This is a genomic window from Streptomyces sp. NPDC057287 (assembly GCF_042667905.1).
In the GTDB taxonomy this organism is placed as follows: Bacteria; Actinomycetota; Actinomycetes; order Streptomycetales; family Streptomycetaceae; genus Streptomyces.
The window spans coordinates 117,396-142,879 of record NZ_JBHUYV010000003.1 but is presented as its reverse complement, the minus strand read 5'-3'; the positions used below and the strand labels follow the sequence as shown (position 1 = coordinate 142,879).

General features: G+C 72.9%; 18 protein-coding genes and 1 riboswitch. Of the genes, 10 read left to right on the top strand and 8 right to left on the bottom strand.

All coding sequences use genetic code 11. From position 1 onward, the window contains the following. Positions 1-492 precede the first annotated feature (492 nt). The 6 genes from ACFUNE_RS07185 to ACFUNE_RS07160 all read right to left on the bottom strand — a co-directional run bounded on the left by ACFUNE_RS07185 (position 493) and on the right by ACFUNE_RS07160 (position 7,448). The gene (locus ACFUNE_RS07185; RefSeq protein WP_383563432.1) at positions 493-1,224 is read right to left on the bottom strand and encodes a hypothetical protein; all 732 of its coding nucleotides are present in this window, start codon (positions 1,222-1,224) and stop codon (positions 493-495) included. Between the two features lie 45 nt (positions 1,225-1,269). After that, positions 1,270-1,977 carry a formylglycine-generating enzyme family protein gene (locus ACFUNE_RS07180; RefSeq protein ID WP_383563429.1) on the bottom strand — a complete coding sequence of 236 codons (708 nt, stop codon included), beginning with the start codon at positions 1,975-1,977 and terminating at the stop codon, positions 1,270-1,272. A gap of 89 nt (positions 1,978-2,066) precedes the next feature. Then, positions 2,067-3,026, bottom strand: coding sequence for a D-2-hydroxyacid dehydrogenase family protein (locus ACFUNE_RS07175; protein WP_383563426.1), 960 nt, complete (start codon positions 3,024-3,026; stop codon positions 2,067-2,069). A 94-nt stretch (positions 3,027-3,120) separates the two neighbouring features. Then, complete coding sequence (locus tag ACFUNE_RS07170; RefSeq protein WP_383563423.1) at positions 3,121-4,188, bottom strand: NERD domain-containing protein; 1,068 nt, start codon at positions 4,186-4,188, stop codon at positions 3,121-3,123. Positions 4,189-4,350: 162 nt separating this feature from the next. Beyond that, complete coding sequence (gene glyA, locus ACFUNE_RS07165) at positions 4,351-5,667, bottom strand: serine hydroxymethyltransferase (protein ID WP_383563420.1); 1,317 nt, start codon at positions 5,665-5,667, stop codon at positions 4,351-4,353. Between the two features lie 4 nt (positions 5,668-5,671). Next, positions 5,672-5,794, bottom strand: a riboswitch (ZMP/ZTP riboswitch). Between the two features lie 166 nt (positions 5,795-5,960). Further along, the gene (locus ACFUNE_RS07160; RefSeq protein WP_383563417.1) at positions 5,961-7,448 is read right to left on the bottom strand and encodes a hypothetical protein; all 1,488 of its coding nucleotides are present in this window, start codon (positions 7,446-7,448) and stop codon (positions 5,961-5,963) included. 20 nt (positions 7,449-7,468) lie between these two features. Here ACFUNE_RS07160 and ACFUNE_RS07155 point away from each other — a divergent pair, with 20 nt between their 5' ends. The 4 genes from ACFUNE_RS07155 to ACFUNE_RS07140 all read left to right on the top strand — a co-directional run bounded on the left by ACFUNE_RS07155 (position 7,469) and on the right by ACFUNE_RS07140 (position 15,857). Continuing rightward, the gene (locus ACFUNE_RS07155) at positions 7,469-11,935 is read left to right on the top strand and encodes a hypothetical protein (RefSeq protein ID WP_383563414.1); all 4,467 of its coding nucleotides are present in this window, start codon (positions 7,469-7,471) and stop codon (positions 11,933-11,935) included. Positions 11,936-12,179: 244 nt separating this feature from the next. Next, positions 12,180-12,860 carry an RES domain-containing protein gene (locus tag ACFUNE_RS07150; RefSeq protein WP_383563409.1) on the top strand — a complete coding sequence of 227 codons (681 nt, stop codon included), beginning with the start codon at positions 12,180-12,182 and terminating at the stop codon, positions 12,858-12,860. A 699-nt stretch (positions 12,861-13,559) separates the two neighbouring features. Continuing rightward, on the top strand, positions 13,560-13,964 hold the full coding sequence (locus ACFUNE_RS07145; RefSeq protein WP_383563406.1) for an XRE family transcriptional regulator: 405 nt from the start codon (positions 13,560-13,562) through the stop codon (positions 13,962-13,964). Between the two features lie 195 nt (positions 13,965-14,159). Next, the gene (locus tag ACFUNE_RS07140; protein WP_383563403.1) at positions 14,160-15,857 is read left to right on the top strand and encodes a hypothetical protein; all 1,698 of its coding nucleotides are present in this window, start codon (positions 14,160-14,162) and stop codon (positions 15,855-15,857) included. Between the two features lie 34 nt (positions 15,858-15,891). Here ACFUNE_RS07140 and ACFUNE_RS07135 read toward each other — a convergent pair whose 3' ends face one another. Continuing rightward, positions 15,892-16,983 (bottom strand): Ku protein, encoded by a 1,092-nt coding sequence (locus tag ACFUNE_RS07135; protein ID WP_383563400.1) that lies wholly within the window; start codon positions 16,981-16,983, stop codon positions 15,892-15,894. Between the two features lie 59 nt (positions 16,984-17,042). Between ACFUNE_RS07135 and ligD the strand changes: the two genes are divergently transcribed. The 6 genes from ligD (at position 17,043) to ACFUNE_RS07105 (ending at position 24,554) form a co-directional block, all read left to right on the top strand. Next, on the top strand, positions 17,043-17,936 hold the full coding sequence (gene ligD / locus ACFUNE_RS07130) for a non-homologous end-joining DNA ligase (RefSeq protein ID WP_383563397.1): 894 nt from the start codon (positions 17,043-17,045) through the stop codon (positions 17,934-17,936). 183 nt (positions 17,937-18,119) lie between these two features. Next, the gene (locus tag ACFUNE_RS07125) at positions 18,120-20,243 is read left to right on the top strand and encodes a PBS lyase (protein WP_383563394.1); all 2,124 of its coding nucleotides are present in this window, start codon (positions 18,120-18,122) and stop codon (positions 20,241-20,243) included. Next, on the top strand, positions 20,240-20,560 hold the full coding sequence (locus ACFUNE_RS07120) for a zinc-ribbon domain-containing protein (protein ID WP_383563391.1): 321 nt from the start codon (positions 20,240-20,242) through the stop codon (positions 20,558-20,560). Before ACFUNE_RS07125 ends, ACFUNE_RS07120 begins: the two co-directional genes overlap by 4 nt. 83 nt (positions 20,561-20,643) lie before the next feature. After that, positions 20,644-22,008 (top strand): FtsW/RodA/SpoVE family cell cycle protein, encoded by a 1,365-nt coding sequence (locus tag ACFUNE_RS07115; RefSeq protein ID WP_383563388.1) that lies wholly within the window; start codon positions 20,644-20,646, stop codon positions 22,006-22,008. Further along, on the top strand, positions 22,005-23,462 hold the full coding sequence (locus ACFUNE_RS07110; RefSeq protein ID WP_383563386.1) for a peptidoglycan D,D-transpeptidase FtsI family protein: 1,458 nt from the start codon (positions 22,005-22,007) through the stop codon (positions 23,460-23,462). Before ACFUNE_RS07115 ends, ACFUNE_RS07110 begins: the two co-directional genes overlap by 4 nt. A 24-nt stretch (positions 23,463-23,486) precedes the next feature. Then, positions 23,487-24,554: an amidase family protein gene (locus ACFUNE_RS07105; RefSeq protein ID WP_383563383.1), complete on the top strand. Its 1,068-nt coding sequence runs from the start codon at positions 23,487-23,489 to the stop codon at positions 24,552-24,554. Here ACFUNE_RS07105 and ACFUNE_RS07100 read toward each other — a convergent pair. Further along, positions 24,539-25,381 carry a hypothetical protein gene (locus ACFUNE_RS07100; protein ID WP_383563380.1) on the bottom strand — a complete coding sequence of 281 codons (843 nt, stop codon included), beginning with the start codon at positions 25,379-25,381 and terminating at the stop codon, positions 24,539-24,541. The two genes, ACFUNE_RS07105 and ACFUNE_RS07100, sit on opposite strands and share 16 nt — an antisense overlap. Between the last annotated feature and the right edge of the window lie 103 nt (positions 25,382-25,484).

The window sequence follows — 25,484 nt, the reverse complement described above, 5'->3', positions numbered from 1 at the left end:
CCGCGGAAAGATCGGGGGGTGTGGCCGCCGTGCTCTTCGGGCGTGGCGGAGCCCGGGAGTCGTATCCAGCTCCCGGGCCCCTGGGGTTGCCACCCAATTGCGCGTGCCAGCGCCGTTTAAGAGTGCGGATCAGTCGTCATACCATCGCGTTCTTCCATTGAACTACCGCGCCGTGGCAGAGGCGCAGGCCGGATTCGAACCAGCATTCAAAGGTGTTCGTCCGTACTCGGTCGATCTGGCAGTCGGTGGCGATACTGAAGCTGGAGCGAGAGTCTGAGATTGATCGCGGCTGCCTCTGCCATGTTGGGCCACCCCGGCAGGTGGTGCCGGGGGGAGGACTCGAACCTCCACCGTTACCGCGTCTTCAGGCTGAACGTTCAGTTTCAGCTTGCGCTCGTCACACGGGGCGGACCTCAGTTCCGCCTCGTGCAGGGTGCGCACCCCCACGTCATCGCGCGGGGGCGTTCTCGGGGTGTCGCCCGGTGTCCGGGGTCAGCCGAACAGGTAGCCGAACACCGCGTCGCCGACACGCTGGTCGGTGACCTCGGCGCCGTTGGCCTCCTCGCGGGCGAACTTCACCGCGTGCTGGAGCTTCTCGACCTTCTCCAGCAGCTCGTTGACCCGCCGGGCCGGGAGCGCGCCGGAGAACTTCACGGTCGTCCAGTACCCGATCGGCACGTCCTCGTAGTACACGTCGACCTGCGCCGGGTGCTTCTCCGTCGCCTCGGCCTTGACGTGGTTGCGGGGGACCTTCTTCGTCCGGATCGTGCGGACCGGGTCGGTCTTCCACCAGTCCGTGGACGGGTCGAGCGACCAGGACTCGGAGGCGTCGAGGACCGGGAGCTTCTTCACGAAGGTGTGCAGGTCGGTGAGCTGCTTCTCCAGGAAGAGCAGGTAGCTGACAGGGACTTCCGGGACGACGACCCGTCCGTCGACGGACACGTCCGCGCGGGCGGAGCAGTTGGCCCAGTCCTTGGTGGCGGTCACGTCGAAGAGCCGGGTCAGCGACGCCGCCATCTCCCGCACCACGTCCTCGGCCTTGACCTGTACGCGCGTGGACTCGGGCGGAAGCTGCTCGCCCTCCTCGTCCTTCGGCTGGTACGTACGCGAGATGCCTGCCAGCGGTACGGGCTTCTGCACCTTGTGGTGGGCCGCGGTGATGTCCTGGAGCGACTTGCTCTTGACACCCTTCTCCACGGCGATGATCTGGTTGAGCTTCGTCACTTCGCCCCCTTCGAGTGATCAGGAACGTACCGCACCCGTTTTCGATCAGTCGCGTGGTTTTTCGTCGTCCCCGCTCCGGAGGCTCCTGGCCATCCGGAAACCGAGGTCGTCGATCGCGAAGGTGGGGTGGCTGCGGCGGCGCACCGTGGCGCCGCAGCCGCGCTCGGTCTCGGCCCAACCGCCGCCGCGGAAGGTGCGGTAGGCGCCGTAGACCTCCTCGTCGTAGAGGTCCCAGCACCACTCCCAGACGTTGCCCAGCATGTCGTACAGCCCCCAGGCGTTCGGGGACCTGCCGCCGACCTCGTGGAGCCGGCCGCCCGCATTGCCCTCGTACCAGGCGATGTCGTCGAGTTCGCCGTAGCGGTAGCCGGTGGTGTCCGCCTTGCACGCGTACTGCCACTCCGCCTCCGTGGGCAGGCGGTAGCCGTCGGCAGCCGGGTCGCGGGTCACCTCGCCTCTGCGCGCGTCACGGGAGTAGGCCGGGGCCAGTCCGACGCGGGCGGAGAAGCGGTTGCACAGGTCGACGGCGTCGAGCCAGCTGACGTTCGTCACGGGCAGGGCGTGGGACACGGCGGGATCGGGGACCGTATCCGTGAGGGCCCAGTACTGGCCGAGGGTGACGGGGAGGCGGGCGAGGAGGAAGGGCCCGACGCTCTCCTGCCACTGTGCTCCGCGGCGGTCGTCACGGAGATCGACGGTGCCCGCGGGCATCCTGACCATGCCCGCCGCCGTCTCGTCGTCGAGCAGGCTCACGCGGCGCCCTCCCTGTCCGGAGGGCCGAAGTGCCCCCGCGCATACGCTACTTCGACCGGGCCGCAACCGCCGGTGAACCCGGCACCACCTCAGCCGAGCAGACGGACCGGCTGCCCGTCGAGCCAGGCGCGGATGTCCTCGACGGCGTCCCCGTAGTAGGCCGCGTAGTTGGCCTGCGACACGTAGCCCAGGTGCGGGGTGGCCAGGAGGCGCGGTGCGGTGCGCATCGGGTGGTCCGCCGGGAGCGGCTCGACGTCGAACACGTCGACGCCCGCCCCCGCGATGGCTCCTCGGTGCAGGACGTCCAGGAGTGCGTCCTGGTCGACGATCGCCGCCCTGGAGGTGTTGACCAGGTAGCTGCCGGGCCGCATCAGCGCGAGCTCCTTCGCGCCCAGCAGCCCCCGGGTGCGCTCGCTCAGGACCAGGTGCACGGAGACGAAGTCGCTGGTCTCCAGCAGCTCTTCCCTGGACGCGACGAGGACGGCTCCTGCCTCCTCGGCCCGTTCCCGGGTCAGGTTCTCGCTCCAGGCGGCCACCTCCATGCCGAAGGCCCGGCCGACCGCGGCGACCCTGCCGCCGATCTTCCCCAGCCCGAGGATCCCGAGCCGGCGCCCGTGCAGGTCGGCTCCCACGGTGGACTGCCAGGGACCGCCTCCGCGCAGGGCGTTGGCCTCGGTCACGATCCCGCGCGCCAGGCCGAGCAGAAGTGCCCAGGTGAGCTCGACGGGCGGGGTGGCGGTGCTGGCGGTGCCGCAGACGGTGATCCCGTGCCGTTCCGCGGCGGCGTAGTCGATGGACGTGTTGCGCATGCCGGAAGCGACGATCAGCCGGAGCCGTGGCAGCCGCTCGATCAGTGTCGCGGGGAACGGCACGCGCTCCCGGAGGGTGACGACGATGTCGAACCCGTCCAGCCGTTCCGCCAGTTCGTCCTCGGTGGCACAGTGGTCGGCGAAGCCGGTCACCTCGACGTCGTCGGCGACGGGGGACCAGTCCGCGGCGGTGGCCGCCACGGACTGGTAGTCGTCGAGCACGGCACAGCGGAGTTTCATGGCATCTTCCCCTTCGGCGGCACGGCGACGGCTGGTGCACACACTGCGGCGGCACTGCCGCAGCACCGGGAAATCTACCGGCCGCGTCCCGGGGTCACGCGTCCAGCCAGGCCTCCCCGTTCCGCGCGACGTCGTAGACCCGCTCCACCTGCGTGGCGGTGAGCACGCCCGTGAGCGGGGCGAGGGCGGACACCTGGCGCTCCCGGCAGACGCGGACGCCCGCCGGGGTGGTGGACACCTCCAGCCCGGTGACCCCGGTGAACACCAGCACGGTCTGCACGGGCACGTCGAAGGCGCAGTACGCCTCCAGCGCCGCCCGGGCCCGGCGGGCACCGGGGACGCCGTCGAGTGCGTACGGCTGCGCGGTGCCGTCGTCGATCCGCAGCGTGCCGCCACCGATGCGTACCGATGCCCCGGGCCGGTGCTCCGTGCTCACGGCGAAGACCCCTCCGGGCCCGATGAGCAGATGCCCGATCTCCGTGCCGTCCGGAAGCGGGACGGAGTGCAGGACCCGCCAGCCGTGCCGGGCCAGTCGCCTGAGCTCGGCCCCGACCCTCCGCTCCCCCGCGAGGGCTCCGCGCCGGGGGTCGGCGTCCCTGTGCCGGCGCAGGGCCCCGGTCGCCACCCGTACGAGCGCCCCGGCCCCGGACTCGCCGAGCTGTTCCCGGAGTCCGGCCCCGGGCCTTCGTGGAGCGAGGTCGCTCGCGGGTGTCAGCGGGGGCAGGGCGGCCGGCGCGCGGCGCCGCTCCGGCTGCGGGGCGGTCACCGGATCCGGCACGGACACCGGCTCGGCCACCGCGGCGGGTACGGGCTCCGGCTCCGGCTCCCGCACAGCCACCGGGTCCGCCGGGGGCGCGGTCGGCGCGGCGGCCCGCCCCTCACCGCCCCGCTTCCGCATCCCCCGCATGGGCGGGATCCGCGGGACCGGTGGCGGCACGGGAGGGCTCGGCAGCACGGCCGGGGCCTCCTCACCGACGAGGGCCGGCAGGTCCGGGACCTGGCGCGCGAGCGCGTCGGTCACGGCGTCGCGGTAGCGCGGGTGCAGGACCGTGATGGTGCCGCTGCCCCTGTCCGCCCACCCGATCGCGGTGCCGTCCGGCAGGTTCACGTAGAGCCGGTCGTGCCCGAAGAGCTGCCATGACGTGACCTTGAGATCCTGCATCGTGCCCCCTCTGTTCACCCCTCCGGCATCCTTGCTCCCCCAGCCTGTACGGCGGTTCGGCTCCCGCACAGGGCGCAGAGCGGGCGCGCGGAGTCGGGGGCACGGCGTTCCGGAGCGGTCCGGCCCCGGTGCGCCCCGGGCCGGACTGCTCCGGCGCCCCGCTCAGACCAGGGGGAGGCCCGGCGCCGGATAGGCCTCCATCATGGTCCTGACTTCGTCCCGGACCTTGGAAACGGCCGTTTCGTCACCTGTACGAGCGGCGTCGACGACACAGTCGATCCACTGCGCGACCGCCCCCATCTCCGAGGCCGGGATGCCCCGGGACGTCAGGGCCGGGGTTCCGATGCGGATGCCGGACGGGTCGAAGGGCTTGCGGGGGTCGTACGGGACGGTGTTGTAGTTGACGACGATCCCGGCCCGGTCGAGCGCCTTGGCCGCGATCTTGCCGGAGACTCCCTTCCCTGTGAGGTCGGCCAGCAGCAGGTGGTTGTCCGTGCCGCCCGACACGAGGTCGAAGCCGCGTGCCGCCAGTTCCTCGCCCAGCGCACGGGCGTTGGCGACGACCTGGTGGGCGTACGCGGCGAAGTCCGGCCCCGCCGCCTCCTTCAGCGCGACCGCGATGGCGGCGGTCGTCTGGTTGTGCGGGCCTCCCTGGAGGCCCGGGAAGACGGCGCGGTCGACGGCCCTGGCGTGCTCGGCCCGGGTCAGCAGCATCGCGCCGCGCGGCCCGCGCAGGGTCTTGTGCGTGGTGGTGGACACCACGTCGGCGTGGAGGGCGGGCGAGGGGTGGGCGCCGCCCGCGATCAGGCCCGCGATGTGGGCGACGTCGGCCACCAGGACCGCTCCCACCTCACGGGCGATGTCAGCGAACCCCGCGAAGTCGATCACGCGGGGCACGGCGGTGCCCCCGCAGAAGATCAGTCTGGGACGCTCGGCGCGGGCGAGGTCGCGCACTTCGTCCAGGTCGATGCGCCCGGTGTCGCGCCGCACCCCGTACCGCACGCCCCGGAACCACGTGCCGGTGGCCGAGACGCCCCAGCCGTGGGTGAGGTGTCCGCCCATCGGCAGCGACATCCCGAGGACGGTGTCGCCGGGCTCCAGGAACGCCATGTAGACGGCGAGGTTCGCCGGCGAGCCGGAGTACGGCTGGACGTTGGCGTGCTCCATCCGGAAGAGCGCCTTGGCCCGCTCGACGGCGAGGGTCTCCACCTGGTCGATGACCTGCTGGCCCTCGTAGTACCGCTTGCCGGGGTACCCCTCGGAGTACTTGTTCTGCAGGACGGTGCCGGACGCCTCCAGCACGGCGGAGGACACGTAGTTCTCGCTGGGGATCAGGCGCAGGGTGTCCGCCTGGAGCCGCTCCTCGGCGTTCACCAGGGCGGCGAGCTCCGGATCGGCGGCGGTGAGGGCGGGGCGGCGGGCATCGGACGGCTGTACGGCCACGGGGTTCCTCCCGGGTCGGTCGCACGGGGGCGACATGGACCCGGATTGCCCAGGCGGACGGCCCTCCGGCGATGACGCCCCGGGCAGGCCCGGAGAGTGCCGCTCCCTCGTGGTCGTTTCCACGGAGCACCCTGCCGGGTACGCGCCAGTCGCGGCACTCCGCACCCTACTGCGGGGCGGCCCGTCGCGACAGCGCGCCACGGCCCGCCCGGTGAGGGGAATGCGGCAGCACGCCGGAGACGCGGTGGCGACCCGCAAGGGGCACGGGAGCGCGGGAGCGGGGCCCGGAACACCGGCTCAGGCCCGGCGCACGGCGGCCGCCGCACACCTCAGGGCGCCTCCTCCGGGCGGAGCGCGGGGTCCGTCACGAGGACGACCTGGGTGATCCTGAACCCGTCCCGGGTCCGGGCCTCCACCCGGTGCAGCCCGGGGGTGCCGACGGTCACCCGGACACCGATGCCCCCGTCCATCCACCCGGGGCGCAGCTCCTGGCCCGTGCCCGGATCCTCGACGTCCTGGATGCGGCAGGTGAGGCCCGCCAGGGAATCGACCCCGCTCAGGGACAGCGTCCAGGCGCTGCCCGCCTCCGCGATGTCGGGGACGGTCAGGCCGCAGCCGAACTGGCCCTGGGGCGGCCCCAGGTGCGCGTCCCTGGACAGGATCTCCTCGACGGCGTCGAGCGCCGTGTCCTCGACGGCGAGCGAGCCGTGCTGCACGGGCAGGGTCGTCGCGGCGGCGGTGATCTCCGCCGACTCCTTGTAGACGGTGCCGTCTCCCTGCACGGTGAAGTAGCGCAGCCGGTCGTACCGGTCCCGGACGAAGGTGCCGTCGCCGTTCTGCCGGACCCCGTCGGGGAAGGCCTCGACCTGCCCGTCACGGATCGTGAGGCTCTGCGAGGTGGGCTGGTTGATCCCGACCACGGAGCGGTGGTCGGGCAGCTCGACGCGGTGCTGACCGGCGTGGAAATCGCGGGCGAGGGCCGCCAGTTCGGCGCTGCCTCCGATGGCCGCCACATCACCGGGCGTGAGATGGCGGACGTCGTCCTTCTCGCGGACGCTCCGGTAGCGGGGCAGCAGGTCGTGCAGTCCGGGCATGGTGGCGCACAGCGAGCGCAGCTTGCGCCGGGGAAGCGGTACGGGGGTGCCGCGCCCCGTGTTGAGGATGACCGCGGCCTCGACCGCACCGCTGAAGGGCGTGCCGAGGGTGATGACGCCCCGGGTGTCGGTCCCGAGGTCGCTGTCGTAGCCGTCGTCGAGGGCTGCCCGGGTCACCAGTCCGCCCATGGAGTGGGCGACGAACACCAGACGCCCGGGACGTTCGTCCACGCGGTGCCGGCGGGCCCGGTCGTGCGCTTCGTGGCTCCGCCACGCACTCAGGTGCCGGCGGGCCGCGTCGGCCAGGACACGCGCGTTGGTGGCCACGGGCAGCCGCCAGTCGTAGGCGAACGGCAGGATCGCCGCCTCGTGCGCCACGCACTTCCTGACCCGCTCGATCAGGGCGGTGTAGGGCTCGTGGCCGCGCAGATAGGGCGTCCACGCCGTCGAGGTGAGCAGTCCGGTGGCCCGGATCCGGCCGGTCCTCCCCTCGAGCTCGTCCTCGGTCAGGTGGAGCTCCTGGAGTCCCTTCGGGTGGGTCCACGCCTTGATGTACCAGGAGGCTCCGCCCAGTCCCCAGAGGTGACGCCCCGTCACCGCGTCCTCGAGCGTGCTGCCCATGATGCCCGGCACGACCACGACGGCGTCCTGGGTGACCCTCTCGGAGAGGGGCTGCTCGTCGTCGGCCTGCGGTATCGGTGTTCGGTGCTGCGGACGGTCCATGGTTGTGCAGAATAGGGACGATGCAGGGGGAGCGGGTGGAGATCGAGTTAACCGGTCGGCCTCGGCAGCCGGTTGCCGAGCGGGGGCAGCGGTCCGAACGGGCCGGTCTTCTGATCATGCTGGCCGTCGAGGACGGCACACAGCCGTTCAGCGCCGCGATCGACGAGCAGCTGCGGGCCGTCCGCGCCTGGTGGCAGTCCGGCCTGCCTCCCGGAGCACGCTTCGACGTGGTGGAGACGCGCGAGCCCCAGCGACGGCACGACGTCGAACTCTTCATCGAGGGCGCCGAGTTGCGCGAGGCGGAGCCGGACGTGCCGCTGGTCCTCTTCGTCACCGGGCACGGCCTGGCGGGTACGGGATCCCGGCACTACCTGCTCCTCCCGGAGACGGACCGCGGGCGTCTGCTGGCGACGGCCCTGCCCACCTGCGACATCGTCGTCGCCGCCCTGGACTCCTGCGCCCAGGACGTCCTGGTCATCGTCAACCTGTGCGAGGCGGCCGGCATCGGGAGCGAACTCCTCTCCTCCATGCGCGACCTGGCCCCGGGCCGCGAGCAGAAGAACCGGCTCAACGTGCTCGCCACCACCGGCGACCGGACGGCGGTGCTCGGCCTCGAGTTCGCCACGATCCTCCGGGAGGCGCACGCGTGGTCGCGGAGGGCGGGCGGGATCACCCGCCCCCATCTGTCCATGGCCGAGTTCATGGAGGCGTTACGGGCGGCCACCGACACCGTCAACATGAGGGACCACCGGAGGATCGAGGGCCCCCGCCCCATCCTGACGGCTTGCCTCGACTCGCCGACCGCCGCGATCCCCAATCCGGGTTACCGGGTTCAGGCGTCGCCGCTGGACGGCATCCCGGAACCGGGGATCTCCACGGCCGGGGAGACGGAATCCGGGCACTGGCTGGAGAAGGCCAGCGGCCGCCCCCGGCCCGAGGACACCGGCTGGTACTTCTCGGGCCGGGAGGATCTCAACCGGGACGTGGCCGGTTTCCTCCAGGGCCCCCCGGGCGTCCTGATCGTCACCGGCACCGCGGCGAGCGGGAAATCGGCGGTGCTCGGCCGGGCGGTGACCCTGAGCGCGCCGGTCTTCCGGTACTCGGAGGGGTACAGCGCGGCGGTACGCGACTCCCCGGCCGCGGCCGTGCCTCCCCATGGTGCGATCACCGCCGCGGTCAGCGCGCGGAACCGCAGCTCGTTCGACCTCCTGGAGGCACTCTGCGTCGCGCTCGGGGCGCGGGAGCGGCGCATGGAGCAGGGCGACGTCCGCCAGGGGCAGGCGAATCTGCGCGCGCTCGTCACGGAGTCCGCCGCCGTGGTCACGATCGTGGTGGACTCGGTCGACGAGGCGCTGAGCCCGGCCCGTTGTGTGAGCGACGTCCTGGCCCCGCTGGCCGCCCTGATCGCACCGGGGCCGCCCCTGGGCCGCGTACCGGAACAGACCGGCCCCGCGACGCGGGGATCCGGCCGGCGCGGGCTGCGGCTCCTGCTCGGGGTGCGCAGCTCGAGCCCCGGCCCCCTCGCCCCCGCCGGGCTCCGCGGGACGAACCTCGTGTCCGCGCTGCACGCCGCCTTCCCCGCCGCCCGGGAGCTCCGTACGGACGGCGAGGGCACGGAGGACGACATCGACCGGTACACGCGCGCCCTGCTGGAGAACGCGGAGGGCTGGAGCGGGCCGGAGCGGGCCGAGGCCGCGGGTCTCGTGGCCCGGCAGGTCCAGCCGTCGTTCCTGGACGCCCAGCGTGCCGCCGAGCAACTGCGCGTGGGCGGACCGTCCTTGCTGCGCGACCGGCAGTGGCTGGCGCAGCTCGCCGACGGCACGGCCGGCCTCCTGCTGGCCGACCTGCGCGCGGCCGCGGCCGACCTGCCCCCCGCGGAGGCGCTCGCGCTCCTGCGTGCGACGGCGTTCGCGCAGGGCCGGGGCATGGCCTGGGGGGAGGTCTGGCCGGCCGCGGCCGGAGCGGTCCTCGGCCACCCGCTGGCGGGGGCCGACGGCAAGATCGACAGGCTTCTGCACAGTTCGCTGTCGGGGTATCTCAGCCACGACGTCGAGGACGAGCGCATCGTGTACCGCCCCGCCCACGCGCGCCTGACCGACATCCTGCGGCGGATCCCGCCGTGGACCGACGAGGCCGCCGGCACCGACGACGGGGCGCGAGGCGGTCCGGGCGCCGGGGCTCGGCCGTCCGGGGCGGAGGACGAGCGGGCGGCCCACGCCGCGATCAGCGCCGCCCTGGCACACACCTCGGAGCGGTTGCAGGGCGATCCGCCTCCCCCGTACATCCGGCGTCACCTCGCGGAGCACGCCCGGCTCGGCGGGGTCCTGGACGACGCGCACGTGCCGGTGTGCGTGCTGCCGTGGGAGACGGGTGGAAGCATCCGCGGGCTGCTCAGCTCCTCCACGGGCGGCGGACCTCGCGACTGGCTGGAGGCGTACGCCGTCATCGAGCCGTACGCGACGCGGGCGGACGCGACGTCACGGCTCGCCGGCCTGCACCTGGCGCACACCGCGCTGAACCACCCCGGCGTGCCCCGCTCCCGGCTGCCCGGCGGTTCCGCGCCGCCGGGATCCTGCCTGGAGGTCCTGTGGTCGCGGTGGACGCCGCCCACCAACGTGCTCGCCACCGTCGCGCATCGCGTGCAGGCCCTCGCGCCCGTCGTCGACGCGGACGGCGAGACGCTCCTGGCCGCCGGGGACGACCGGGGCGGGATCGAGTTCATCGACCCCGCCACCGGAGGGCTCGTCGGTGACCGGCTGCTCGCGCACGAGGGCGCGGTGCGCTCCCTGACCAGCGTCCGGCACCCCGCCGGCAGCATCCTCGCCTCGGGGAGCGCGGACGGCACCGTACGGATCCGGGAGATGCTCACCGGCACTCTCGTCAGCCAGCTCGGCAGCCCGGGGGCGGTCTGGGCGGATGACGTGACCGGCTACCTGGACGGCGACGGACTTCCCGTGGTGGTGTCCGGGAACGGCGACGGCGCTCTGACCCGCTGGAGCGAGCCGGACGGTGTCCGCGCCCTCGCGTCCATCGGCCCGTCGAACAGGACCTGCGTCACGACCGTCCGCCGCGAGGACGGCAGCCTGCTCCTGGTGACCGCCGGTGAGTTCCTGACCGCGCGGGCACCCTCCACGGGCGAGGTCCTCCACAGGTGGCCCCTTCCCGGTCCGGCCGACCAGGCGCTGCGGGTCCTCGCACCCACCCGGCGCCCGGGGGAGGTCGCGGCCGGACACGCGAACGGCACCGTCGTCGTGTGGAACGTGACCACGGGCGGGCGGACGGTCCTCGGGGGCCCCGGCTGGCCGGTGACCGCTCTGGTCGCGCTGGAACTCGGCGAGCGGCACCTGCTCGCGGTGGCCGACGGAAGCGTGATCGACCTGTGGGAGACCACCGGCGCCCGGCCGGCCGGGCGCCTGGCGGGGCACTCCGGCCCGGTCACGGCACTGGCCGTCCTCCGGGTGTCAGGTGAGGACGTCCTGGCCTCGGCGTCCGAGGACGGGACGGTGCGGCTGTGGGACCGGGCAGCCCTGTCCCGTTGCACGGACGGCGGCGGGACCGGTGCCGAGCCCCCCGCGGCCGCCGCTCTCGGCGGGGGCGCCGCCCCTCTGCTCGCCGTGGCCACCACGGAGTCGGTCGCCTTCTGGGACGTGCAGACGGGGGCGTCCGAGGGCGGATTCAGGACCGGGGGCGGCCGGGAGCTGCCCGCCCTCGCCTGGGCGGGCCGGTCGTCGGCCAGGACCCTGCTCTGGGCCGCGCCCGACCACAGCGTCCGCCTGTGGGACGCGGCGGCGCGCAGGAGTCCGTCCGTCAGGCTCAAGGGGCACACGCAGCGCGTGAGTTGCCTCGCCACGTGCACCACCGCCGACGGACGTGACGTCGTGCTCAGCGGCGGCCGCGACCACCGGGTCGCCCTGTGGGACCTCGACGGACCGGCGCTGAGGCGCATGTGGCGTGCTCACTCGTTGCCCGTCCTCGCGGTGGCGGCGGCCTCCGGCCCGAACAACGACTGGTTCGCCTCGGGCAGTTCGGACGGCACCGTACGTCTGTGGAGCGTCGACGACGCGGCTCCCACAGCGGTGATCGCCTGCGACCAGGGCACGATCGGGTCCCTGGCGGTCAACGCGCTCCCGCAGGCGGGCCTGCCGCCCTATCTGGTGAGCGGGGGAAGTGACGGATCGGTCAGGCTCTGGGACCTGCTGACGGCACAGCCGCTCTGCCCCCCTCTGCTGGGTCACACCGCTTCCGTCGACGCCTTGGCCACGTGGTCCGCCGAGGGCGCGGGGCCGTTCGTGGCCGGCGCGTCACGGGACGGGACGCTGCGGATCTGGGACGCGGCAACCGGCCGTGCCCTCCTGCGGCTCGCCATGACCGTGCCCGTTCGCACACTCTCGGCGCACCCCTCCGAGGTGGAGACGGGTCACGTCACACTCACCGTGGCCGGACACGCCGGCGCTGTCGTGATGGACCTGGATGTCAGGGATCTCTGACCGCCGACCCGGTGCCCGGGTGTGCGCCCCCCAGAAGCTTGCGTGCGCCCCTCGTTCATTCCGTGCGCGGGCCGCGGAGGAGCGAACCGGGCATAAAAATGATCGTCCCGCGTAAGAGGCTGTCGCTTTGCGCGGAGCCGGCCGGACCGGCAGTTCCGCCCGTCCGGCGGCCCGTCCCCCGAGCAGGCCGGCGGAATGAAGTCCCGACGCTTCCGAGCGCCGTCCACCGAGTGAGGAGCCGTGCATGACCGTACGAGGAAACCAGCCGGACGTCAGGCTGATCCCCGCACCCGAGCGGGGCGTATGGCGGCTCGGAAAGGTCCGTGAGCCGCTGAGGTACGAGCAGATCAGCCGCGACGACGCGGACAGCTCCGCCGGCAACCAGTGGAGCCTGGTGGGGTACGGGACCCTCTACTGCGCCTCCGAACAGGACGGCTGCCTGGCCGAAGCCCTCGCCCCGTTCCGTGTGCATCCCGACTGGCGGGACCTCGCGGCCGCCGACTGGGAGGACGAACCCGACCTGGTCCCCCCGGACTGGCCGACGCGGCACACCCTGGAGCGCTTAGAACTGTCCAAGGACGCGCGGTTCTTGGACGTCGACGACGAGCGCACCCTGATGACCCTGTCCGACGAGCTGAGGGAGACGCTGACGCTCAACGGGGTGGACAAACTGGCCCGCAACCACATCGAGGGCTTCAACCGCAAGATCACCCGCGCCATCTCCGCCTGGGCCATCAGCCAGCGGGACCCCGAGCAGGGCGGCCGCCTCATCCACGGGATCGCCTACCGGTCCCGGCTCGGCATGCACCAGTGCTGGGCGGTCTACAACGACGTCGCCTTCACCCGGATCGAGTCGAACCTGATCTTCCCCGAGGACCCGGCGCTGCGCAGAGTGGTACGGGAGTACGACCTGCGCCTGCAATGACGGCGCAGGGCCCCGACGGACGACGACGGCATCGGGCTCCGACGCACCTCACCGGAAAACCACCGGAAAACCACTGCTGAAGCGCCGGAGAACCACCGGGAACCGCTGGGGAAGAACGTCACACCCTGACCCCAAAGAGGTGAACATCCCCGGCCGTCCGTCTTGCCCGGATCGCTCACCACAGGCTCGAACCAGCAGGTCATCGCCCCAACACGCCGCCACACACGTCAACTTGACGCGTCCTTACGTGTCTGAAACAACAGTCAAAGCGGTGGAGTTGAACAGACTTGATGGGTAGTCTAAATGCATCTTCTTCAGATGGGGGTACGATCATGATTGAGCAGAGGACCGTCTTAGGCCCGTCACAAAGACTGCTTCTCCGCGGTGCGCATCCGCACCGGAACACCGGCCGCAGTGTCGACGCGACGCCGCACCAGCCTCCATGCACCGGATCCCAGACGACCGGCAGGCATCGAGACTGAGAGCTGGCGCGCACCAGCTCATCCCACCCGCCGAGGTCACGCTTCCCCGCGGGTGCGCACCAAGAAGCGTTCACAGCACCTGGCACATGGTTCCCGCACCGACCGGAAGTCGGCGCGCGGCGCCTCCTGGTGCCCTCGCACCGCCCATGCCCATCACCCGTCGTCCGGCACGCGACCGCCTCCAAGGCGTGCAGCCATGACAACGAGGGAGACCCCTATGACCACCATGACGCATACCGTCACGCACACGCCTCGGAGCACCGACCTCGCCGAGATCGCGCACGGCACGGCCACGCGCATGCGCATCGCGGAGATCGCGCGCTTCCTGCAGGAGAACCTCGGGCCGCGCATCACCGCCCGCATCACGCGGGTCAGCGATCCGCGGCAGGTGGGCAAGTGGGCCGCAGGCGACACGCGGCCACGCGACGAGGCCGAAGAGCGGCTGCGAGCGGCGCTCCAGACGTTTCACGTCATCCAGAGCGCCGAGGACAACCACACCGCCCGCGCCTGGATGATCGGCATGAATCCGCAGCTCGAGGACGAGACGCCCGCGCAGTGCATCGCGGACGGCCGCTTCAAGGACGTCATGGTCGCCGCCCGGGCATACGTCGACGGTTGTTGATCCCGCCGCGGGCCGCAGAACGACGCCGGCGGCCTGCGGCGTGACCGGGTCGTACCGCCGGCGCACCCCGCCGGATCCCCATCAGTCACACCATCCCGCACCAATACCGCACGGACGCCCCAAGGACGCGTGAACGGGAACGTAGCTGGGCAGTTTCCCGGGGACCTGACAGGGTTCGGCGGTGGGGGGACCGTGATGGAAGCGAGTGATCACCCGGGCGCGCCGGGGGCCAGACCCGGGGACGGGCGGGAGGCCGACCCGGGGCACACCTGGGAGCCCGGGCCGGGGCACACCTGGGGGATCGAGCAACCGCCCCCGCCACCTGCCCGGCCACCGGCGGTCGGGCCGCCGCCACCGGGCGCCGCGCTGCGGTGCGTCGCCGCCGGGCTGCTCAACCTCTCCGGTCTGGGCCTCGGTCACGTCCTGGTGCGCCGTTGGGGCAGGGCCGCGGTCAGCTGGGCTGCCACCGGCCTCGTCCTGCTCGTCGCACTGCCCGCCGATCCGGACGGAGTGCCCTCCGCCCTCGTCGCCGGCTACCTCCTGCTGCTCGTTCTCGCGGGTGCCGACGCGGCCCGCATCGCCCTGCGCACGGACGTCGGCCGGTGGCCCCGGCCGGTCCTGGCCTGCGCGCTGGGGCTGCTGCTGCTGGGTGTCCCTGCGGCCGGGACCCTCGCCTACGGCTCCGCGCGGGACGAGGCGGTCGAGCAGGAGCTGCTCGGCAAGCTGGAGGAGGGCGACGATCTGGTCGCGAAGGCGGCGAAGAGCTCGTTCCTCCTCTCCGAGCCCGACTACCGGCACGCGCTCACCCTCTACCGGGAGCTGGCCGATGACCATCCCGGCTCACGCGCCGCCGCCCTCGTGCCCCGGCGCCTGGAGTCCTTCTACACGGCGGTCGCGACTCCGTACCGCGCGAAGAAGCACTGCGAGGCGGTCGAACCGCTGACCTATCTGCGCACGGTGCCCGACACGGTGGACCGGAAGCTGCTCGACGGCCTCGCCGCCTGGCCCGACACCCCGCTCGCCGAGTCGTTGTACGGCTGCGGGGTCTCCCGCCTGGACGGTACGGGGCCGGACTCCGGCAGCAAGGAGCTGGGCACGCTGCTGCGTACGTTTCCCGAGTCCTCGCAGGCCGGGCAGGTGGGCCCCGCCGTCAGCGGGAAGATACGGCAGCAGGTCGCCGACCTGAAGGGCGGGGATCCCTGCACCGTCACGGAGGAACTGCGCCGGACGAGCACCCTGGTCTCGCAGCTCCCCGGGACCACCCTGCCCTCCCTGGGCCGGCAGGCCGGCGCCGGTGTCCAGGACGGCGTGTACGCCTGCGGAGTGGACGAGTTCAAGGACAAGCGTTTCACCGACGCGCGGCAGACGCTGACGGAGTTCGCGGACACCTACAAGGAGGACCGGCGCAGGCAGCAGGCCCGGAACATCGCCATAGCGGCCGAGATCGCCGAGGACCGGCCCTCCGCCGGCAAGCGGTTGCCCGGCAGCGGCGAGCCGGGCGGCGTCCGCATGGAACTCGTCATCAGCAACGGCGCACCCAACGAGGTCGAGGTGCTGTACACGGGTCCGGTCACCGGCACGGTGAAGCTGAAGCCCTGCGGCGGCTGCGAGCGTTTCAGCAGCGAGGCCGCCGGCTCGGCCGGCGCCTGCAGGGCGGGCGGCACGTCGTACCCGAAGGCGCGGCTGCGACTCCCGGCGGGCGAGTACCACTTCCTGTACAAGCACGGCACGGGAGCGACGGCGGCCGTGGACAGCTACTCCTCCGGCTCCAGGGCCCAGCCCGGCTACACGTACACGAGCTGCACGTACGTCGTGGAGAGGGACAGGTACGGACTGGATCTCCCCACCGTGCCCGACCTGTCCGACCTGCTGAAACCGGCGTCCGCGTCCTGAGAGGCGGACCTCGGCCGGCGCGGGCGGTCCCGCGTCAGGCCGAGGTGCGCTTCCGGGGGCCCGGGGAGCTCTTCTTCGCCGTGCTCCTCCCGGCGGCAGCCTTCCCGGCGGGCTTCTTCTCCGCCGCCGCCTTCTTCGCAGGGGCCTTCTTCGCGGGGGCCTTCTTCGCGGGTTCCTTCTTCGCAGCCGCCTTCTTCGCAGGGGCCTTCTTCGCCGGGGTCTCCCGGGCGGCCTTCTTCCCCGGGCCCTTCCGTGCCGTCTTCCCCGGGGTGCGGCTCCTGCTCCCGCCGGCCCGCGGCGCGCGGCCCTCGATCGGGTGGACGTCGGCGTCCTTGCCGTCCTCCTCGCCGCCCTTCGACGCCTCGGCGGCCCGCACGCTGCTCTCCAGCGCCGCCATGAGGTCGATCACCTTGCCGCCGGGCTCCTCGGCCTCCTCCTCGGCGACGGGCTCACCGGCCGCCTTCGCCGCGACGAGTTCCTCGACGGCCTCGCGGTAGTCGTCGTGAAGGGTGTCCATGTCGGCGTCGCCGAGGGTGTTCATCAGCGCGTCCGCCAGGTCGAGCTCCGCGTCGCGGACCTTGACGCCCGCGTCCGGGGCGACGCCTTCCGGAGCGCGGATCTCGTCCGGCCACAGCAGGCCGTGCATCGCGATCACGTCGTCGACCACCCGCAGCATGCCGAGCCGTTCCCGCCCGCGCAGCGCGTACTTCGCGACCGCGACCTTGCCACTGCGCCGCAGCGCCTCGCGCAGCAGGGCGTACGGCTTGGCGGCCGGGACGCCGTTGGCCGAGAGGTAGTACGCCGAGTCCAGCTGGAGGGGGTCGATCGCCGAGGCAGGCACGAATCCCTCGATCTCGATCGTCTTGGCGGTGTGGAGCGGGAGCGAGGCCAGGTCCTCGTCGGTCACGGGGATCACCGTGCCGTCGGCGTCCTCGTACGCCTTGACCGTCTCGGAGGCCGGCACCTCCTCCTCGTCCAGCTCGCAGACCTTGCGGTAGCGGATGCGTCCGCCGTCGGCGAGGTGGATCTGCCGGAAGGAGATCGCGTGGTTCTCCGTGGCGTTCATGAGCTTGACCGGGATGCTGACCAGCCCGAACGAGATGGAGCCGTTCCAGATCGACCTCACCGCTCACCCCTTACGCCCGCTACGCCCACACTCATCCGATTTCGTGTGATTCTTATCGTATGACGCCGATCACGGAGGTGGAGGGGCGGCGCCTGGCGCTCAGCAATCTCGACAAGGTGCTGTACCCGGACACCGGGACGACCAAGGGCGAGGTGCTGCACTACTACGCGGCCACGGCGGCGGGGGCGATGCTGCCGCACCTGCGTGACCGCCCGCTGTCGTTCCTCCGGTACCCGGACGGTCCGGAGGGGCTGCGCTTCTTCACGAAGAATCCGCCGCCCGGTACACCCGACTGGGTGCGGACGGCCCCGGTCCCCCGCAGCGACGACCCCGGGGCCCGGCAGGTGCTCGCACAGGACCTCCCGTCGCTGATGTGGGCGGCGAACCTGGTGGTCGAGTTCCACACCCACCAGTGGCTGAAGGACTCCCCCGCCGTCGCCGACCGGCTGGTGTTCGACCTGGACCCCGGGCCCCCGGCCGGTGTCGTCGAGTGCTGCGAGGTCGCCCTCTGGCTGCGGGAGCGGCTGGCCGGGGACGGACTGCCCTCGTACGGAAAGACCTCCGGCTCCAAGGGGCTCCACCTCCTCGTGCCGCTGGAGCCCACCCCCTCCGAGGAGGTGACGGCCTACGCGAAGGAGCTGGCGTTGGAGGCGCAGGGTGCGCTGCCCGAGCTGGCCGTGCACCGGATGACGCGCTCGCTGCGCCCGGGAAAGGTGTTCGTCGACTTCAGCCAGAACGCCGCCGCGAAGACCACCGCGGCCCCGTACACCCTGCGGGCCAAGGGAAGTCCGACCGTGTCGGCGCCCGTCACCTGGGACGAGATCGAGGCGTGCGGCGCTCCTGGCGACCTGGTCTTCCTCGCCGGCGACATGGCCGCGCGGCTGGAGCGGCACGGAGATCTGCTGGCTCCGCTGACCGACCCCGGGCAGGCCCGGCCGCTCCCCGGGGGCTGAGGGGGAGCCGACGGGAACACAGCGGGCACGGCACCTTCACAGCCCCGGGCGGCGCGGCGAGGAAAGGCCGCAAGTGGAGGGTGGATTGTCCTGGCGGTGGTGCACACTCTGCGCAGACGCTGCTTCACGGGCACGGTTCTCCGCCGTGTCGGGCGCAGAAGGAAGACACGGGGAGGGCGTGGCGTGTTCACGGGGATCGACGAGGTCGGCTGGGCCTCGATGAAGCATGCCTACGGCCCGGCCGACGACGTGCCGGGGCTCCTCTACGGGCTCGCGTCCGCCGATCCGGCGGAGCGGGAGAGCGCCCTCGACGGGATGTACGGCGCGGTCCACCACCAGGGCAACGTGTACGCGTGCACGCTCGCCTGCATCCCGTTCCTCTTCGAGCTGGCCGCCGACCCCGGCATACGCGACCGGGGCGGCATCGTGGAGCTGCTCACCAGCATCGGCGGCATCGATCTGGACGAGGACGAGGAGGAGGACGAGCTGGACGAGGACGAGATCGAGGGCGTGGCGAACTACGCCATGGCGGCGGCGGCCGTGTCGGCGGGCTCGCCGGTGTTCTTCGAGCTCGTCGCCGACGAGGACCCGGGGGTGCGGCTCGCCGCCCCGCTGGCGCTGGCCACGCTGCACGCCCGGCCGGGCAGGGTTCTCGCGCTGCTCCGGGAGCGGCTGCCGGTGGAGGCGGACGACGAGGTGCGGCTGGCTCTCGTCGAGGCCGCGGGACGGATCGCCCTGCGCCACGGGCAGCTGGCGGAGCGGGCGGCGGACTGGCTGAGCCGGCTCGCGGCGGAGGCGTATCCCCCCGGGCTGCGGCTCGCGGCCCTCGCGCAGCTCGCCAGGTGCGCCCCCGACGCACTGCCCGGCGATGTCGTGCGGGTGGTGTCCGGGCTGCTGCGGGAGCTGCGCTCCGGGCCGGCCCGTCCGGAGCCCTCCGCCGCGGAGCCGCCGGGCGGGGACGAGGCCGCGTCGGACCGGACCACCGCCCCGACGCTGGTCGGGCAGTTGCGCGAGCTGTCCACCGACGAACAGTCCGGGCGCGGCACCCCGTGGGCCACCGACCTGCTGCGCACCCTGCACGTCGGCCTGGACGACCGCGTGGCGGACCGCACGGCGCTGCTGACGGACCAGCTGCGCAGCCCCGACCCCTGGCAGCGCATTGACGCGGTACGGATGAGCAGTGGGCTGATGCGCGCCTGGCGCGGGGCCTACGAGGACCTGGTGCGGCTGGTCGGCGTGCAGCTCGCGGATCCGGAGCCCCGGCTGGCCGAGGCCGCCGCGTACGCGCTGGAGGATCTGTTCGCGCTGGCCGCCCCGGCCGGCGACGCCCTGGCCGGGCGGGTGGCGGCGGATCCCGGGGCGTGGGTGAAGGAGTGGGCGAGCGGTCCTCCGGGGCTCGGCTCCGCGGTGAAGGCGCTGGCGAGGCTGGGGGACGTGCGGGTGCTGCCCGCGCTGGCGGAGGCTCTGGAACGGCCGGACGTGCCGCACGACGTGGGTTTCGCGATCACCTGCCTGGGCGATGCGGCCGTGCCGCTCGCCGGGGCTCTGCGGCGCCGGCTGGGCGAGGTCGGCCTGGACGAGGGCGCGTACGACCGGGCGAGCCCGCTGCTCGCCGGGCTGACGGCGCTGCGCGCGGGCGAGGCGGCTCCCGAGGTGCTGCGGGTGCTGCGGGGGGCGCCCGAGTACCGGGGCGAGTGGCTGCGTACGGCGGCGCTTCGGGCACTGGGCTCGTTCGGGCCGGCCGCCGGCTGCGCGGTCCCCGAGCTCCGGCGCCTGCTCCGCCGGCCGGGTACGGCGGCGGCGACCGAGGCCGCGGAGGCGCTCTGGGCGGTCACCGGGGACGTCGGCACGGTGCTGCCGGTGCTGGCGGAGGGTCTGCGGGCGGAACAGGTCCGCGACTGCCGGGCGGCAGCTGCCGCGCTGGGCGCCCTGGGTCCGCGTGCCGGGGCGGTGGCGCCGCGTTTGCGGGCCCTGCTGGCGCACGACGAGCTGTGGCTCCGGGTCGAGGCGGCCATCGCCCTGTGGGAGATCTCGGGACAGGCCGGCGAGGTGGTTCCGGTGCTCCTGTCCGCGTGGGAGCAGAACTGCCACGTCAGGGTCCGGGTGGCGGAATGCCTGGCGCGGATGGGCCCCGGCGGTGCAGGCTCGGACACCACACGGGTGCTGCGCGCCGAGCTCCTGTCCGTACGCCGCCACAAGGCGATGGACGGCGGATACGGCAGTCACGACACTTATGAGGACGAGAGACTGCTGGCACTCTGCCGGCGGGCACTCCTGGGAAACACGGGGAAAGGAATTACAACATGATCATTTTCGGTACGCGGGGCTACCTCTACCAACTGGCGGTCCTGACGATGGTGTGCGGCTGGTGCGGCAATCCGGCGGCGCACACCCTGCGCAAGCGGGTCACCAAGTTCACACTGTTCTTCGTGCCGCTGTTCCCCTTCTCCACGAAGTACGCGACGCAGTGCACCTTCTGCGGCGGGGAGCGGCAGATACCGAAGGAGCAGGCCGAGCAGCTTCTGGCGCAGGCCCAGGGCGGACAGGACGGCAATCCGTACGGGGCGGCGCAGCAGCAGCCCGGATACGCGCCTCCCGGCGGCCAGAACCCCTACCAGAGCTGATCCCGTCCGGCGGCACCCACCGGGGAAGTGCCACGAAGCTGACATAAGGGAAATAGCACCCGCCTCTTGCTACGTTGCGGGGCATGACCGCACCGACGGCGGACGCACGCCCGCCCGAGCTACGCCTGCCCAAGCGGCGCGGGGTCGAGCTCTCGCTCCTGGCCGGGGCCGTGCTCATCTCCGTCTACGGCTACGCCGCCGTCGGCCTCGCCCGGAACGACGCGGTACCCCCCGACGTCGCCGGGTACGGCGCGGGGCTCGGCCTCCTCGCCCTGCTGGCCCATCTCGCGGTGCGCTTCCGCGCGCCGTTCGCCGATCCGCTCCTGCTGCCCATCGCCGTCCTGCTCAACGGACTGGGGCTGGTGCTGATCTACCGGCTCGACCTGGAGACCCCGGGCGACCGGGCCGCGACGACGCAGCTGATCTGGTCCACGCTCGGGGTCGCCTTCTTCATCGCCGTCGTCGTCCTGCTGCGGGACCACCGGGTGCTGCAGCGCTACGCGTACCTCTCGGTCGCCGCGGCGCTGGTGCTGATGATCGTGCCGATCTTCTTCCCCGCGGTGAACGGGGCCAAGATCTGGATCCGGGTCGGCGGACTCTCCTTCCAGCCGGGCGAGTTCGCCAAGATCCTGCTCGCCGTCTTCTTCGCCGCCTACCTCGCCGCGAACCGCAACGCGCTCGCGTACACCGGGCGCAGGATCTGGAAGTTCCAGTTCCCCACAGGCCGGGTGCTCGGACCCATCGTCGCGATCTGGCTGCTCAGCGTCGGCGTCCTCGTCCTCGAACGCGACCTCGGCACGTCGCTGCTCTTCTTCGGCCTCTTCGTGATCCTGCTGTACGTCGCCACCGGCAGGACCGGGTGGATCGCCGTCGGGCTGCTCCTCGCCGCGGCGGGCGCCTTCGCCGTCGGCTCGTTCGAACCCCATGTGCACAGCAGGGTGGAGGACTGGCTCGACCCGTACGCCACGATCGACGCGGGCCAGGGACCCAGCCAGCTCGCCCAGTCGCTCTTCGCGTTCGCCGCGGGCGGCATGCTCGGAACAGGCCTGGGGCTCGGCCACTCCATCCTCATCGGGTTCGCCGCCAAGTCCGACTTCATCCTGGCCACCGCGGGCGAGGAGCTCGGCCTGGCCGGCCTCACCGCGGTCTTCCTGCTGTACGCCCTGCTGGTGGCCCGCGGTTTCCGCGCGGGGCTGGCCCTCCGGGACCCGTTCGGGAGGCTGCTGTCGGTCGGTCTCGCCTCGATCCTCGCCCTCCAGGTCTTCGTGATCGCCGGCGGGGTGATGGGGCTGATCCCGCTGACCGGGATGGCGATGCCGTTCCTCGCCCAGGGCGGCTCGTCCGTCGTCACCAACTGGATCATCGTGGCGCTGCTGATCCGGGTCAGCGACGTGGCCCGCACACCCGACCCCGGCACCGGAACCGTGCCCGCCGCGGAGGAACAGTGATCCGCTACATCCGGCACGCCGCCGGCTTCTGTCTGCTCCTGCTCCTCGCCCTGCTGGCGAACGCCGCGCGCGTCCAGCTCTTCGAGGCCGACGAGCTCAACTCGAACTCCGCCAACCGCCGTACGGTCATCGACCGTTACGACCAGCCGCGGGGGAACATCCTGGTCGGCGGCGAACCCGTCACCGGTTCGAAGGACACCGGCGAGCAGCTCGCGTACGAGCGCACCTACCGCCACGGTCCGCTGTACGCGCCCGTGACGGGCTACGCCTCGCAGACGTACGGCACCACCCTGCTGGAGAACGCCGAGGACGGAATCCTCTCCGGCACCGACCCGATCCTGGCCCCGCTCCCGCTGTGGGGGGACATCACACGCAGTCTCCAGCCCGGTGGCGATGTCGTCACCACCGTCGAGGAATCGATGCAGCGCGCGGCGTACGAGGGCCTGGACGGCAGGCGCGGCGCGGTCGCGGCCCTCGACCCGGCGACCGGCCGGGTCCTGGCGCTGGTCTCCTCCCCCTCGTACGACCCCGAGGTCCTCTCCGGGACCGGCTCGACCGTCACCGGCGCATGGGCACGGCTCAACCGTGCGCCGAGCCGGCCGATGCTCAACCGGGCCATCCGGCAGACCTATCCGCCGGGCTCCGCCTTCAAGATCGTGACAGCGGCGGCGGCGCTGGACGCGGGCGTGGTCGACGATCCGGACGCGGACACGGGCACCCCGTCGCCGTACGTCCTGCCGGGGACCTCGACCGTGCTGCCCAACGAGGCGAAGGGCTGCGAGAAGGCGTCGCTCGCGGAGGCGATCCGGGTGTCCTGCAACACGGTGATGGCCCATCTCGGTGTCCGGGTGGGGCTGGACGGGATGCTGGACGCGGTGGACGGATTCGGGTTCAACGACGACGATCTGACGATTCCCTCCCGGGTCGCCCGCAGCAACTTCGACGAGGACATGAGCGACGACCAGCTCGCCCAGTCCTCGATCGGCCAGTTCGACACGACCGCGACCCCGCTCCAGATGGCGATGGTCGCCTCGGCGGTGGCGAACGGCGGCGAGCTCATGCGCCCGCACCTGGTGGACCGGGTGACCACCGACGACGGCGACACGGTCCGGCAGCAGGGATCCGACTCGTACCACCGGGCGATGAAGCCCACGACGGCCCAGCAGCTCCAGCGGATGATGGTCGACGTGGTGGAGAACGGCACCGGCACGAACGCCGCGATCGACGGCGTGACGGTCGGCGGCAAGACGGGCACCGCCCAGCACGGGGTCGACAACTCCGGGATTCCGTACGCCTGGTTCATCGCCTGGGCGCAGGCGCCGGACTCGGGGCGCCCGGCGGTCGCCGTGGCGGTGGTCGTGGAGGACGCGGAGGCCGACCGGGCCGACGTCAGCGGGGGCGGCAACGCGGCCCCGATCGCCCGGGCGGTGATGGAGGCGGCGCTGCGGGAGTGAGGCCGGCTCCACGACACTGGGGAGATGTCATCGGCCCTGGCGGCGGCCCTCGCCCGCATCGACCGGCTCGACCCGGACCTGTGCGCGTTCACCGAGGTCTGGCACGAGGAGGCGCGGGCACGGGAGGCGGAGGCGTCCCGGCTCCCGCTCGCCGGGCTGCCCTTCGCGGTGAAGGGGCCCGCGGGCATCCGCTCGTACACGGCCCGCCGCCTGATCGCCGCGGGCGGGATCCCGGTCGGTGCGACCTCGGTCCCCGGCCTGGGCACCCGGTGGCAGACCTGGGGACAGGGGGCGCACGGCCGTACGGTCAACCCCTGGCGCCCCGACCGGACTCCGGGCGGGTCGTCGGCGGGCTCGGCGGTGGCGGTCGCGGCGGGCATGGTGGACGTGGCCACGGGCAGCGACGGCGCCGGGTCGGTGCGGATCCCGGCGGCGTGGTGCGGGGTGTTCGGTCTGCGGACGACGAGGGGACTGCTCCCCTCCCCCGACCGTACGGGCCTCGCGTCAGCGGGACTGCTGGCGAGCTCCGCCGGGCGCGCGGAGACCTGCCTGAGCCACGTCCTCGACGGGTACGTGCCGCGGCCCGCGCGACTCCCCGTTCCCGCCGTCTACAGCCCCGATCTGGGCTTCGCCCGCGTCGACCCGGAGGTCGCGGAGGTGACACGGGCCGCGGTCGGCCGGCTGGTGGCGGCGGGAGCGGTGCGCCTGGTGCCGGGCTCCTGCGGACTGCTCGACCCCGCGGAGGCGTGGCTCGCGGTGCGCGGGGGGACACCGACCCCGTCCACGGAGCGGCTTCGCGCCGCCAACGACCGGACGCTCGACGCCCTCTTCGCCCGTGCGCCCCTGCTGCTGACCCCGGTCACGCCCAACCGGCCGCACGGCCACGAGGGGCCGGGCGACGTCTACTCCACCGCGCTCACCTGGGCGTTCAACGTCAGCGGTCATCCTGCGGCGAGCCTGCCGGCCGGGTTCACCCCGGACGGCTGCCCGGCCGGTCTCCAGTTGGTGGCCGGCCGGGGGAAGGACGCCGAACTGCTCGGCACGGCCCGCGCCCTGGAGCGCCACCTGCCCCGGTCTCAGCCGATCGGCTGACGGATCTCCGCCCGCACCTTCAGCGTCTCCTCGGCCGACTTCTCCAGGTCGATGTCCGCCGCGTCCTTCGTCACGTCGCCGGAACGCACCACGGCGACCATGGCGGCGGTGTTGCCGTCGCCCCAGGCGCACATGGGCATGTTGGCCGTCCCGCCGCCCTCCGTGTACGCCACGACCTGGCACTCCACCACGACGCCGGACCCGCCGGGCCTGAACTCCGTCGCCGGTACGACGACCTCGCCCCCGTCCGACTCGGCGGCCCCTTCGAGCATCTTGGTCCGCGCGAGCGCGGGACTGGCCAGGCTCCCGTACATGCCGGAGACCACCAGCATGTCACCGTCCTCGCCCGAGGTGTACTGCCCGATCGCCGCCTTCGGGTCCCGGATGCTCGGGTCGTAGGTGTCCTCGATCCCCTTGCCCTCCGTCTCCGACAGGTCCTGGCCGAGGGTGAACTCCTCCTCCAGCAGGGTCTTCGGCACCACCAGCTTGTGGGTGGCCTCGGGGAACGCCAGGTCCGCCCCCTTGCCGGCCAGCTCGAACCCCCCGAATCCGACGGCCGCGACGAGCGCGATCACCCCCACCACGATGCCGACGACGAGCCAGCCGCGGTTCTTCCGCGGCGGCTGCGGCGACATGCCCGGCTGCCCCCACGGGCCGGGAGCATGGGGCCCGGGGGCGTGGGGCCCGGCGGGGTACGGCTGCGGCGGGTAGGCGTACGCCGGCTGCGGCGCCTGGTACGGGCCGGGCGGGGGCTGCTGTCCGTACGGGGAGTGCTGCGGGGGAGGCGGCCCGTACGGACCCGGCGGCGGCTGCGGCGGCATGCTCATGCGCTCACGTTACGTCACCGAGGCGAACAGGAATTCGACGTACCTACGGACCAGCGGTACCGGGTCGGAGGACCCGGCCCGGCAGCGCCAGGAACCCCGGCGC